The sequence below is a fragment of the Thioclava atlantica genome (genome assembly GCF_000737065.1).
Taxonomy (GTDB): domain Bacteria; phylum Pseudomonadota; class Alphaproteobacteria; order Rhodobacterales; family Rhodobacteraceae; genus Thioclava; species Thioclava atlantica.
In genome coordinates this window covers 88,819-101,734 of sequence record NZ_AQRC01000014.1, presented here as the reverse complement: position 1 = coordinate 101,734, position 12,916 = coordinate 88,819, and the positions used below count along the sequence as shown (strand labels likewise).

Annotated in this window: 12 protein-coding genes; 9 read left to right on the top strand and 3 right to left on the bottom strand. The window is 66.2% G+C overall.

Annotated features, from left to right (window positions below):
* Positions 1–96 precede the first annotated feature (96 nt).
* The 8 genes from DW2_RS15695 (at position 97) to DW2_RS15660 (ending at position 8,316) form a co-directional block, all read left to right on the top strand.
* Entirely contained in the window at positions 97–1,719 is a 1,623-nt protein-coding gene (locus DW2_RS15695; RefSeq protein WP_038148020.1) for a phospholipase C, read from the top strand.
* 702 nt (positions 1,720–2,421) lie between these two features.
* Entirely contained in the window at positions 2,422–3,477 is a 1,056-nt protein-coding gene (pstS, locus tag DW2_RS15690) for a phosphate ABC transporter substrate-binding protein PstS (RefSeq protein ID WP_038148019.1), read from the top strand.
* A gap of 73 nt (positions 3,478–3,550) precedes the next feature.
* Positions 3,551–4,519, top strand: a complete 969-nt coding sequence (pstC, locus tag DW2_RS15685) for a phosphate ABC transporter permease subunit PstC (protein WP_081875024.1) — start codon at positions 3,551–3,553, stop codon at positions 4,517–4,519.
* A 3-nt stretch (positions 4,520–4,522) separates the two neighbouring features.
* Positions 4,523–5,365, top strand: coding sequence for a phosphate ABC transporter permease PstA (gene pstA, locus DW2_RS15680; RefSeq protein WP_038148017.1), 843 nt, complete (start codon positions 4,523–4,525; stop codon positions 5,363–5,365).
* A complete protein-coding gene (pstB, locus tag DW2_RS15675; RefSeq protein WP_081875023.1) occupies positions 5,365–6,174 on the top strand; it encodes a phosphate ABC transporter ATP-binding protein PstB in 810 nt (269 codons plus the stop codon). Before pstA ends, pstB begins: the two co-directional genes overlap by 1 nt.
* Positions 6,175–6,294: 120 nt before the next feature.
* The gene (locus tag DW2_RS15670; protein WP_156102994.1) at positions 6,295–6,942 is read left to right on the top strand and encodes a HupE/UreJ family protein; all 648 of its coding nucleotides are present in this window, start codon (positions 6,295–6,297) and stop codon (positions 6,940–6,942) included.
* The gene (locus DW2_RS15665) at positions 6,932–7,735 is read left to right on the top strand and encodes a hypothetical protein (RefSeq protein WP_038148016.1); all 804 of its coding nucleotides are present in this window, start codon (positions 6,932–6,934) and stop codon (positions 7,733–7,735) included. Before DW2_RS15670 ends, DW2_RS15665 begins: the two co-directional genes overlap by 11 nt.
* Complete coding sequence (locus DW2_RS15660) at positions 7,732–8,316, top strand: DUF1007 family protein (RefSeq protein WP_038148015.1); 585 nt, start codon at positions 7,732–7,734, stop codon at positions 8,314–8,316. Before DW2_RS15665 ends, DW2_RS15660 begins: the two co-directional genes overlap by 4 nt.
* 70 nt (positions 8,317–8,386) lie before the next feature.
* Here the strand turns inward: DW2_RS15660 and DW2_RS15655 are convergent, their stop codons facing one another.
* A complete protein-coding gene (locus DW2_RS15655; RefSeq protein WP_038148014.1) occupies positions 8,387–9,508 on the bottom strand; it encodes a CaiB/BaiF CoA transferase family protein in 1,122 nt (373 codons plus the stop codon).
* Positions 9,505–10,725, bottom strand: a complete 1,221-nt coding sequence (locus DW2_RS15650; protein WP_038148013.1) for an acyl-CoA dehydrogenase — start codon at positions 10,723–10,725, stop codon at positions 9,505–9,507. Before DW2_RS15650 ends, DW2_RS15655 begins: the two co-directional genes overlap by 4 nt.
* 133 nt (positions 10,726–10,858) lie before the next feature.
* On the opposite strand from DW2_RS15650, the gene DW2_RS15645 reads away from it, so the two are divergent.
* Positions 10,859–11,752 (top strand): LysR substrate-binding domain-containing protein, encoded by an 894-nt coding sequence (locus DW2_RS15645; RefSeq protein WP_038148011.1) that lies wholly within the window; start codon positions 10,859–10,861, stop codon positions 11,750–11,752.
* On the opposite strand, the gene DW2_RS15640 is transcribed toward DW2_RS15645, so the two are convergent.
* Positions 11,749–12,876, bottom strand: a complete 1,128-nt coding sequence (locus DW2_RS15640) for a zinc-dependent alcohol dehydrogenase family protein (protein WP_038148010.1) — start codon at positions 12,874–12,876, stop codon at positions 11,749–11,751. The genes DW2_RS15645 and DW2_RS15640 overlap by 4 nt on opposite strands.
* Positions 12,877–12,916: the final 40 nt, after the last annotated feature.

The following is a 12,916-nucleotide window of genomic DNA, read 5'->3' as shown; positions in this document are numbered from 1 at the left end:
AACTGTCATCGCGTCTGCCTACCCCGGTTCCCAACCGGAGGGCCCAGCACGCGGCAGTCCGGCATTCATTACGAACATTCAACGAGAGGAACAGCCATGTCTGCCCCCTTCTCCCGCGCGCTCATGCTGAGTGCCGCGTCCGCTCTCGCATTGGCCGGCGCCACCGCACAGGCCAAAGAGGCACAGCGCAATACCGCGACCCCGATCAAGCATCTCGTGGTGATCTTCCAGGAGAACGTCTCCTTCGATCACTACTTCGCCACCTATCCGCATGCGAAGAACCCCGATGGCGTTCCTGCCTTCAAGGCGATGTCCGATACGCCCAAGGCCGACACGCTCGAGGCGGCCGGCCTGCTGGACACGAACCCGAACAAGACCAACCCGAAGAACGCCGACGCGGCCGTGGCTCCGTTCCGGCTCAGCCGCGCCCATGCAGCGACCGCCGACCAGGATCACGGCTACACGGCCGAGCAGGCGGCCTTCAACGGCGGCAAGATGGATCTGTTCCCCGTCAATACCGGGCGCGGCGACAAGACCGGCGACGGCGCCTTCGTGACCAAGGGCCTCGTGATGGGCTATTACGACGGCAACACGGTCACCGCGCTGTGGAACTACGCTCAGCATTTCGCGATGAGCGACAATTCCTTCTCGACCACTTTCGGACCCTCGACCCCGGGCGCGATCAACCTCGTCTCGGGCCAGACCAACGGCATGGAACTGCCCCCGGGTTACAAGCTCGAGGCGGACGGCACCTATGACAAGGGCCGTGTCGTGCCCGATGGCAATGGTGGCTGGACGATGATCTCGGATCTGGACCCGACGGGCGATGTCTGCTCGAAGGGCAAGACCGCGCTGATGACGGGCCGCAATATCGGCGACCTGCTCAACGAGGCGGATGTGACCTGGGGCTGGTTCGAGGGTGGCTTCGATCTGGGCGTGACCAATGCGAACGGCACCACCGGCTGCGCGCGCACCACCACGTCGCAGGTGACGAATGCGAGCCCGGTCGACTACATCCCGCATCACGAGCCCTTCCAGTATTACCCCTCGACCGCGAACCCGACGCACCAGCGTCCGGCCTCGGTCGACGTGATCGGCACCAACAAGGATGGCGGCGCGAACCACCAATACGACCTGACCGATTTCTACGCCGCGCTGAAGGCAGGCAACATGCCGGCGGTCAGCTTCCTCAAGGCGCCGGGTTACCAGGACGGCCATGCCGGCTATTCCGACCCGCTCGACGAGCAGGAATTCGTGGTCAAGGCGGTGAACGACATCGAACAGTCGCCCGAGTGGAAGGACACCGCCATCGTCATCGCCTATGACGACTCCGACGGCTGGTACGACCACGCGATGGCGATCGTGAACGGCTCGAAGATCCCGGTCGGGAACTACGACGTTCTCAACGGCGATCGCTGCGGCGCGGGCACCGCGCTGCCGGGCGTGAACGGTCAACCGGCGCAGGGCCGCTGCGGCTATGGCACGCGCCTGCCGCTGCTGGTGATCTCGCCCTATGCGAAGGCCAACCATGTCGACCACACGCTGACCGACCAGAGCTCGGTGACCCGCTTCATCGAGGACAACTGGCTTGGCGGGCAACGCATCGGCCAAGGGTCCTTCGACGCGATCGCGGGGTCGCTCGACGGGATGTTCGACTGGGCGCGGGCCCCGAACAAGGCGCTGATCCTCGATCCGCAGACCGGCGAACCCAAGGCCTGAAACGGCATTTGCCGAACCTGATACGATCACTCCCAACCTGATCCGTTCGGCAATAGGGGCCGCGAGCGTCACGCTCGCGGCCTGTTTCATGTGCACCGCCTCGCAGATTGCAGCCGCGAGCTGCGCCCCTGTGCGTTCTCCGCTCCGCCCGCGACGATTCGTCCGGGGACGTGACGCCGAGCGCCAAAAAAGCCCGGACTGAGGGCGAAATCTCACATCCGCGAACACGTCACCTCACAAGCGCGTGCAAAGCATGTGAGCAGGTCGGGACGTGTCACATGGAAAAACACGCGGCATGGCGCGTGCAGCGGAGCGCTTCGGACGGAGTGCCGGTCACGGCGGCCTTCTCTACGAGGGCTTCTGAGCGAAGGGCGTAGATGGCACCTTCAGCCCACCCAATGCGTCTATTTTTGTCATTTTAAATCAACGATATAAACCGATACCACGGCTTCCCAAAACCAGCGCCGGGACGCGACACCCCCCTTCCCCACATCCCCCGAAACCAGGCAGCGAAGCCCTCGCGGACGCTCCGTTCTCCGGGGCACTCGCCCCCCCGCTCCGGGCGATCACGTTTCATGAGGGGGGCCGAGAAACCGTTACAAAGCTGTCAAAAACCACCTCTAGGCCGTGCCTCGGCAGCGACGGGTTTTCTCGTCGCGGCACTGAACCGACCACCTGGGACAAACACAAGGACCATAGTTCATGTTCACCCTTCGCAACCTCGTCCGCAGCACCGCGATTGCTGGCGTTGCCATCGTGACCGCGGCTGGCGCTTATGCTGCCGATATCTCGGGCGCCGGCGCGACCTTCCCCTACCCGATCTATTCCGACTGGGCGAAAGCCTACAAAGAGAAGACCGGCACCGGCCTGAACTACCAGGCGATCGGTTCGGGTGGCGGCATCAAGCAGATCGAAGCCCGCACCGTGACCTTCGGCGCCTCGGACAAGCCGCTGGGCGGCGACGAGCTTTCGAAGAACACCCTCGTGCAGTTCCCGACCGTCATGGGCGGCATCGTCCCGGTCGTGAACATCGAAGGCGTCAAGCCGGGTGAGCTGGTGCTCGACGGCGAGACCCTCGCGAAAATCTACGAAGGCAAGATCACCAAGTGGAACGATCCGGCCATCGCCAAGCTCAACGAAGGCGTGAAGCTGCCCGACGCGGCGATCGCGGTCGTGCACCGTTCGGACGGATCGGGCACAACCTTCAACTTCACCTACTACCTGGCCGCGGTCGACGCGGGCTGGAAGAACGATATCGGCGTGTCGACCTCGGTCGAATGGCCGGTGGGTCTGGGCGCCAAGGGCAACCAGGGCGTGGCCGCGAACGTGGATCAGACCGCGAACTCGATCGGCTATGTCGAATATGCCTACGCGCTGCAGAACAAGATGACCTACACCGACATGGTCAACGCTGCCGGCAAGCGCGTTGCGCCGAAGGCCGACGCCTTCGCCGCTGCCGCCGCGAATGCCGACTGGTCGTCGCAGCCGGGCTTCGGCGTCATCCTCGCCAACCAGCCGGGCGATGCGACCTGGCCGATGACCGCCGCGACCTTCATCCTGATGCACTCGGATGCCAAGGACGGCGCCGCGTCGATGGAAGCGCTGAAGTTCTTCGACTGGGCCTATGCCAACGGCAGCGACATGGCCGCGAAGCTCGACTACATCCCGATGCCCGAGAATGTCGTCGCTCAGATCAAGAAAGAGTGGATGGACATCAAAGGCAAAGACGGCAAAGCCGTCTGGGCGATGAACAACTGATCCTTCCCTCAGTGATGCATCGGGGAGGGCCGCGAAGGCGGCCCTCCCTTTTCCCGTTTCAGCGGAGCGCGTGATGACGGCAACGACGGATTATGAAAGCGGCGGGCGCGCCGCACACCCGGCGGCGAGATCCGACCGGGTTTTCGGCACCCTGACCCTCGCGGCGGCAGTGATCGTGCTGCTCACCCTGCTCGGCGTCTTCGTGTCGCTCGTGATGGGCGCCTGGCCCGCCTTCCACGAATTCGGAGCGAAATTCCTCGTCACCGAGAAATGGAACCCGGTCACCGAGAAATTCGGCGCCCTCGCCCCTCTTTACGGGACCGTGATCACCTCCGTCATCGCCATGCTGATCGCCGTGCCCGTCGGCCTCGGGATCGCGATCTTCCTGACCGAGACCTGCCCGCGCCCGCTGCGCCGCCCGCTCGGGATCGCGATCGAGCTGCTCGCGGGCATTCCCTCGATCATCTACGGGATCTGGGGCCTTTTCGTCTTCGCGCCCTTCATGCAGAAAGTGGTCCAGCCCGCGCTGATCGCGACGCTCGGCAAGCTGCCCCTGATCGGCGATCTCTTCGCCGGCCCGCCCTACGGGATCGGGATACTGACCGCGGGGCTGATCCTGGCGATGATGGTGCTGCCCTTCATCGCGTCGCTGGCGCGCGACATCTTCCTGACCGTGCCCGACATGCTGCGCGAAAGCGCCTATGGGCTCGGCATGACCCGCTGGGAGGTCAACCGTCACATCGTGATCCCGCATGTGCGTACCGCGCTCGTGGGCGGGGTCATGCTCGCGCTCGGGCGCGCTCTGGGCGAGACGATGGCCGTGACCTTCGTGATCGGCAACGCGCACCGCATCACCACCTCGATCCTGCAGCCGGGCACCACGATCTCGGCCGCGATCGCCAATGAATTCACCGAAGCGACGACGCCGCTCTACACGGCCTCGCTGGTCGCGCTCGGGCTCGTGCTTTTCATCCTCACCTTCATCGTCCTCGCGGCGGCACAATGGATGCTGCGCCGGATGAAGGCCAAGGCGGGAGTGTAAGCGATGCAAGCCAGAATGACCCGCCGCAAGGCGGTGAACGCGCTGATGATGGCGCTCTCGACGGGCGCGGCGGGGCTGGGGCTCCTCGTCCTCGCGCTGATCCTCGCCCACCTGATCTTCAAGGGAGCGGGCGCGCTCAACCTCGCGGTCTTCACGCAGGACACGCCCTCGCCCAACGATGTCGGCGGACTGCGCAACGCGATCGTCGGATCGCTCATCATGAGCGTGATCGCGGTGGCCATCGGCACCCCGATCGGGATCCTCGCAGGCACCTACATGGCCGAATACGGGCGGTTCACGAAGCTCACCAAGGTGATCCGCTTCGTCAACGACATCCTGCTCTCGGCGCCCTCGATCATCGTCGGCCTCTTCGTCTACCAGATGCTCGTGGTCACGCTGGGCCATTTCTCGGCGCTGGCGGGCTCGGTCGCGCTTGCGATCCTCGTCGTGCCGATCGTGGTGCGCACCACCGAGGACATGCTGCTTCTGGTGCCCGACACGCTGCGCGAGGCCGGGCTCGCGATGGGCGCGCCGCGCTGGCTGGTGATCCGCCAGATCGCCTACAAGGCAGCCCGCGCGGGGATGGTCACCGGCGTGTTGCTCGCGATCGCACGGATCTCGGGCGAGACCGCACCGCTTCTGTTCACCGCGCTGTCGAACAACTTCTTCAGCGCGGATCTGACCCGGCCGATGGCCTCTCTCCCGATCACGATCTTCCAATTCGCGCTTTCGCCCTATGATAACTGGCAGGCGCTGGCCTGGGCCGGGGCGCTTCTGATTACGGTGGCGGTGCTGGCGCTGTCGATCATCGCCCGCCTCGTCACTTCGAAGAAGGACAAATCCTGATGGACACCCTCACGCGAGACCGCAGCCCCTTCACCTTCCAGGAGGTCGACCCGGCCCCGAAGCCGCGCATCTCGATCCGCAATCTGGAGTTCTTCTACGGCGAGACGCGTGCCCTCAAGGGGATCGACCTCGACCTGCCCGAGAACCAGGTCACCGCCTTCATCGGCCCGTCGGGCTGCGGCAAGTCCACGCTCCTGCGCGTTCTCAACCGGATGTATGACCTCTACCCGCATCAGCGCGCCACCGGCGAGGTGCTGCTCGATGGCGAGAACATCCTCGCCAAGGGCACCGATCTGAACCGCCTGCGCGCGAAGGTCGGGATGGTGTTCCAGAAACCCACCCCCTTCCCGATGACGATCCACGAGAATATCGCCTTCGGCCTGCGGCTCAACGGCACCGCGAAATCCGAAATCGACGACCGGGTGCAGGCGGCGCTCAAGGGCGCGGCGCTGTGGGAGGAGGTGAAGGACAAGCTCAACGCCTCGGGCCAGTCGCTCTCGGGGGGCCAGCAGCAGCGCTTGTGCATCGCGCGCACGATCGCCGTGGAACCCGAGGTGATCCTGCTCGACGAGCCGGCCTCGGCGCTCGACCCGATCTCGACCGCGAAGATCGAGGAGACGATCCACCAGCTGAAGGAGCGCTTCACCATCGCCATCGTCACCCACAACATGCAGCAGGCGAGCCGGGTCTCCGACCGCACCGCCTTCATGTATCTGGGCGAATTGATCGAGACCGGCGAGACCGCGCAGATCTTCACCCGCCCCCGCGAGGAGCGCACCTCGGATTATATCACCGGCCGGTTCGGCTGATCGTGGCTGGCGGACCTGCTCCTCAACCGATGGTGACGAGGGCGGCATCTCTGATACCTTGAGTTTCGGGCGGGCATTCGTAAGATGCCTGCCCAGACGTCACGACAAAGAGAGCCCACCATGCCGCTTCGACACCTCGCCGCCCTGCTGGGCCTCATCGCCATGATGATACCCCAGGTCGCCGCCGCCCATATCACCCAGACCGGTTCGGGCGGTTTCACGGCGGGGTTCGAACATCCGCTCTCGGGATACGACCATTTCCTCGCGATGTTCGCGGTGGGCCTGTGGGGGGCGCAGATGGGCGGAAGCCGGGTCTGGTCGCTTCCGGTCACCTTCCCGATGATCATGGTCGTGGGCGGCGTGATCGGCATTCTCGGCCTGCCGCTGCCGGGCATCGAGATCGGCATTGCGCTCTCGATCATCGTGCTCGGCCTCGCGATCGCGGCCGCGTGGAAACCCGCTGAATGGGTGGCCCTCGCGATCATCTCGGTCTTCGCGCTCTATCACGGATACGCGCATGGTGCTGAGCTGCCGATGGCGGCGGACCCGGCCGATTACGCGATCGGCTTCGTGCTCGCGACCGGCTTCATCCATGTGATCGGGGTGGGAGTGGGCCTCGTGCTCGAACCGATCCGGCAAGGGCGCGTCTCACGGGGGCTCGGCGTCTTCATCGCCGTGGTGGGCTGCAGCTTCCTGGCACTCGCCTTCGGCCTTCTGACCGCGCAACTCGGGTTCCTGCAAGGAGGGTTGTCGCTCTTTGGCAAGTGATCTGACTTTTCGGCGCCCGGCGCGCCTGGGCTGGCTGCGTCACCTCTGGGTGCTGGCCGGACTGTCCGTGTTGATCGCGCTGGCCCTGCTCGGGCCCGAACAGCGCGGCGAGGCCGGCGCCTGGCTGATCCGGGATGCAGTATCGGCGGCCCGGCTCTTCCCGCTCGTCGGCCTCGGCATTGCGCTTGCGCTGGCGCCACGCCGCGCAGCCGGGACCGCGGCCGCGCTCTGGGTGGCGGGCATGGCGGCGGGCCTCGTGTTCCGGGTCGAGATCATGGCCGCGCTCCAGCAGATCCCCGGCGCGATCACGCATCACTTTCTCACGCTGCCGATCTCGGCCATCGCGATCGGTGCCACGCTGGCCCTCGGGCGCTGGCCGCGCCCCGTGCTGATCCAGCCCGCCGCGCTGATCGTCGGCGCGATGTACGCGCTCGCCACGAAGCTCTCGGATCCGAGCTATGGCGGCGCGCCGTGGATCTTCGCGGCCGGAGCGGCGCTCGCAATCTGGCTGATCGGCGCGGTGTATCTCGTGCTGCGCAGCTGGAACGCGCGCTGGTTCGAGATCGCGGGCCGGATCGTCGGAAGCTGGCTCGTCGCGATCGGGCTGCTCTATGGCGGGGTCGCGCTGATGGGCGGCAAGCTGAAACCGAAGACGCAGACCCCCGCCAATGCGGCGTCGGAAAACGCCCCCGCCCCGCAGGCGGCCGTGCCCGGCGCCGACGAATTCCCGAGCTTCGGAGCGCCACCCTCCTCCGCGCCGCCCGGCGCCCGCACACCGGATTTCCAGCCATGATCCGCCGCGCCGTCCTCCCCGCCCTGATCGCGCTGCTGCCGCTCGCCGCACCGGCCCATCCCGAAGACGAAATCCTCATCCGTCTCCTCGTCGGAATGGAGGGCGGCAAGGTCACGCATATCGGTGAGAGCTGGACCTTCGATCCGAGCGTGTCGCAATGGCTGTTGCAAAGCTTCGATACGAATGGCGATGGCCGGTTCGAGGCGGACGAATTGGAGGGGGTGCAGGAGGCCGCGCGGCAGAACACCGAAGGGTCCTATTTCTATACCCGGATCTGGAAAGGGGATACGCAACTCCCCGACCCCGAACTCTACGGTTTCCAGGCAACGGTGAAGGACGGGTCGGTGACGATGGCCTTCGCGCTCGCTCTCCCGCAGCCCGAGGATCCCGAGGGAATGCGTATCGAACTCTACGACCCGGAGAACCTGACCGGGCTGGTGCCGGTAAAGGAGAACCCGGTGATCATCCGCGGGGCGGAGGAAGGCCAGACCTGCGTGCCGAATGTCGCGGTGAACCAGCCCGATGCGCATGGCGGGCCGGGCGATATCCCGATCGCGCTGACGCTGGCCTGCAGCGGATAGGGTGGAGAGGGGCGCTGCCCCTCCGCCTTGCGGCCTCACCCCGGGATATTTCGATCAAGAGGAAGCAGGCTCAGTCCGGTCGGCCCAATTTCGGGGCGGCTCTCGGATCGGCAAGTGGCGTATCCGAGAACCGGATCGGCGTGCGGATGCCGGGGATGCCCTCGGACTCCACCGCCATCCCGCGCGCGCGCACCTGCGGATCGGCGAAGACCTGGTCGAGCGAGTTGATGGGCCCCGCCGGGACCGTGTCAGCCTCGAGCGCTGCCAGCAGCTCGGCGCGCGGCCATTGCGCGAGCGCAGGCAGCAAGACCGTCCGCAGCGCCTCGCGATGGGCCACCCGTGCCTCATTCGTCGCGAATTCCGCCTGCTCCGCGAGATCGAGCCCGAGAACCGTGCAGAGCCGTTTGAATTGCCCGTCATTGCCGACCGCGAGGATCAGATCGCCATCGGCGGCGCTCACCACCTCATAGGGCGCGATATTGGGATGTGCATTGCCCAGTCGATGCGGTGCGGTGCCGGTGGCGAGGAAGTTCATCCCCTGATTGGCGAGCACGCCCACCGCGCAATCCAAGAGCGCCATATCGACGAGCTGGCCCCGCCCGGTGCGGGCCCGCGCCGCCAGCGCCGCCTGGATCCCGATCACCGCGTAGAGCCCGGTGAATATATCGGCGAAGGCCACGCCCACCTTCTGCGGCTGGCCGTCGGGATCGCCGGTGAGATCCATCCAGCCCGCCATGCCCTGGATCAGGAAATCATAGCCCGCCCGCGTCGCATAGGGCCCGTCCTGGCCGAAACCGGTGATCGAGCAATAGACGAGGCGCGGGTTGATCGCTGAAAGGCTCTCGTAATCGAGCCCGTATTTCTTGAGGCCCCCGAGTTTGAAATTCTCGATCACCACATCGGCGTCCTTGACCAGATCGTGCACGATCTTCTGGCCTTGCTCGGTGCGAAAATCGGCCACGACCGAACGCTTGCCGCGATTGGTGGCGTGGAAATAGGCGGCCGAGCGGCCCTCGGGGCCGTCGCCGTCGCGTGCGATGAAGGGAGGGCCCCAGCGGCGGGTGTCGTCGCCTTCGGGGGCCTCCACCTTGATCACTTCGGCGCCGAGATCGGCGAGCACCTGACCGGCCCAGGGCCCGGCCAGGATACGCGCCAGTTCGACGACCTTCACACCTTCCAGCGGGGCCATCAGAAGAAGGCCTGCAGGCCCGTCTGCGCACGGCCCAGGATCAGTGCATGGACGTCATGGGTGCCCTCATAGGTGTTGACCGTCTCGAGGTTGACCATGTGGCGGATCACCTGGAACTCGCCCGAGATCCCGTTGCCGCCATGCATGTCGCGCGCCACCCGTGCGATATCGAGCGCCTTGCCGCAATTGTTGCGCTTGATGAGCGAGATCATCTCGGGCGCGGCATCGGCTTCGTCCATCAGGCGACCGACTTGCAGCGCCGCTTGCAGACCCAGCGTAATTTCGGTCTGCATGTCGGCGAGCTTCTTCTGGAAGAGCTGGGTCTGCGCCAGCGGCTTGCCGAACTGCTTGCGGTCGAGCCCGTATTGCCGCGCGGCGTGCCAGCAGAATTCGGCAGCCCCCATCACGCCCCAGGCGATGCCGTAGCGGGCGCGGTTGAGGCAGCCAAACGGGCCTTTGAGCCCTTCGACATGCGGCAGCAGCGCGTCCTCGCCGAGCTCGACGCCATCCATCACGATCTCGCCGGTGATCGAGGCGCGCAAGCTGAGCTTCTGACCGATCTTCGGCGCGCTCAGCCCCTTCATCCCCTTTTCCAGCACGAAGCCGCGGATCTTGCCGCCATGGGCTTCGGATTTCGCCCAGACCACGAAAACGTCGGCGATCGGGGAGTTGGTGATCCACATCTTCGAGCCGGTCAGGCGATAGCCGGTCGCGGTCTTCTCGGCGCGGGTCTTCATCCCCGCCGGGTCCGAGCCCGCATCGGGTTCGGTCAGGCCGAAACAGCCGATCCATTCGCCGCTGGCCAGTTTCGGCAGGTATTTCTGCCGCTGCTCTTCCGAGCCATAGGCATAGATCGGATACATCACGAGGCTCGATTGCACCGACATCATCGAGCGGTAACCGCTATCGACCCGCTCGATCTCGCGCGCGACGAGGCCGTAGGAGACGTAGCCCGCGCCCAAGCCGCCATATTCCTCGGGGATCGTCGCGCCGAGCAGACCCATCTCGCCCATCTCGGTGAATATCGCGGGATCGGTGGTTTCGGTGGCGAAGGCGTCGATCACGCGCGGGGCGAGCTTGTCCTGCGCATAGGCGCGCGCCGCATCGCGCAGCATCCGTTCTTCCTCGGTCAGTTGCGCATCCAGGCGCAGCGCGTCCTCCCAGGAAAAGCGGCCCAGGTCCGGGGCGTCCTTGGCTTTGATCTTCGGTCTCTCGCTCATGCTCGTCCTCACCGCAAAGGGGTCAATTCCCGACCGGACTCTAGGCGTGCGCGCGGCAGGCGCAAACGATTAAAATTGCGCAGTTCATGAGTAGGGCGCATAATCGACACGAAAGATCCGGAGGGCGCCCGCGATGCGCAAGGCCTATACCCCGACCGTCAGCGAATTGCTGGCTTTCACCGCCTGCGCCCGGCACGGCACGACCACCCGCGCCGCGGAGGTTCTGAACCTCACCCAAAGCGCGGTCTCGCGCTCGCTCGGCACGCTCGAGGAACGGCTCGGTGTCGCGCTCTTCAACCGGGTGCGCAAGCGGCTCGTCCTCTCGCCCGCAGGCCAGGCATTCCTGACCCAGGCGGATGATATCCTGAACCGGATCGACGCGGCGGCGATGGGGGCGATGGCGTTCGGAGGGGCACAGGCCGTCCTGCGCATGGCGGTTCTGCCGAGCTTTGCGCGTAGCTGGCTGATCCCCCGGCTGGCGGGTTTCGAGACGATCGCGCCGCAGGTCAGCCTCGACATCACCGCGCGGCTGCATCCGGTCGATTTCCAGGAGGAGCCCTTCGACCTTGCGATCATGCGTTCCCAGCATGAACGTCCCGGAACCGAGATCGAGGAACTTCTGCGCGAGGAACTGATCGTCGTGGCGGCGCCGGGGCTTCTGCAGGGGCGCGCGGCACTCGACGACGAAGCGCTTTTGGAGCTTCCGCTGCTCCAGCAATCGACGCGCCCCACGCTCTGGCTCGACTGGTTTCGCGAAAGCGGGCGCGATCCGCGCCGGATCCTGCGCGGGGCGCGCTTCGATCATTTCGACATGATCATGGATGCGGCCGTGGCCGGGATGGGGATCGGCCTCGTGCCCGCGATCATCGCCGAGGGGGCTCTGAACGCGGGACGGCTGGCCCTCGCCACACCGCGCCGTTTCTCCACCGGCGAGACCTATTCGCTGATCCTGCCCGAAGGCGCGCGGGAGGCCCCGCATGTGCGCGCCTTCCGCGACTGGCTGCTGGCCGAGATCGGGGCGGTCTAGTCGAAGACGACGACCTGCCGGATCGCCTCGCCCGCCGCGAGCCGCTCGAAGCCCTCGTTGATCTCCTCGAGCTTGAGCGTGTGGGTCATCAGTTCCGGGATCGGGAGCTGGCCCTGGACCATCATCTGCGCGAAACGCGGGATGTCACGCACCGGCACGCAGGAGCCCATATAGGAGCCCTTGAGCGCATGCTCGTTCGCGGTGAGCGACACGGCGGGGATCTTGAACTCGGCCTGCGGGTTGGGCAGGCCTGCGGTGACGGTGGTGCCGCCGCGCCGCGTGATCGCATAGGCGAATTGCAGCGCCGGGACCGCACCGGCCAGTTCCACCGCCAGATCGACGCCGCCGCCGGTGAGGGCGCGCAGCTTCTCGACCGCGCCTTCCTCGCTCGGGTCGATCGCATGGGTGGCGCCGAGTTTCAGCGCCAATTCGCGCTTGTCCTGCGCGAGATCCACGGCGATCACCGTGCGCGCGCCCGCCGCGATCGCGCCCAGCAGCCCCGCCAGCCCGACCCCGCCGAGACCGACGACCGCGCAGGTCTGTCCCGTCTTCAGCCCGCCCGAATTGAGCACCGCACCCACGCCGGTCAGCACCGCGCAGCCCAGCAGCGCCGCCTGATCGAGCGGGATCGACTTGTCGATCTTCACGCAGGAGGCCTCGGAGACGACGGCGTAATCGGAGAAGGCCGAGACCCCGATATGGTGATTGACCACCTCCTGCCCGACGGAGATGCGCTTGGAGCCGGTGATCAGGCTTCCCTTGCCCGCCGCGACCGCCGCCGGTTCGCACAGGGCGGGCCGCCCTTCGGCGCAGGGCACGCAATGACCGCAGGAGGGCGCGAAGACCAGAACGACGTGATCGCCGGGCTGGAAGCGGGTGACATGGGGGCCGACCGCCTCGACGATACCCGCCGCCTCGTGGCCGAGCGCCACCGGCATGTCGCGCGGACGATCGCCGTTGATCACCGAGAGATCGGAATGGCACAGCCCCGCCGCCGCCATCTTGATCAGCAGCTCGCCCGGGCCCGGGTCGCCCAGCTCGGCCTCCACGATCTCGAGCGGCTTGCTGTCCGTATAGGGCCGCGCCCGGCCCATCTCGCGCAAGAGTGCGATCCGCGTCTTCATATCCTGCTCCTCCCTCGACTCGAATTGCGCACAGCTTCGA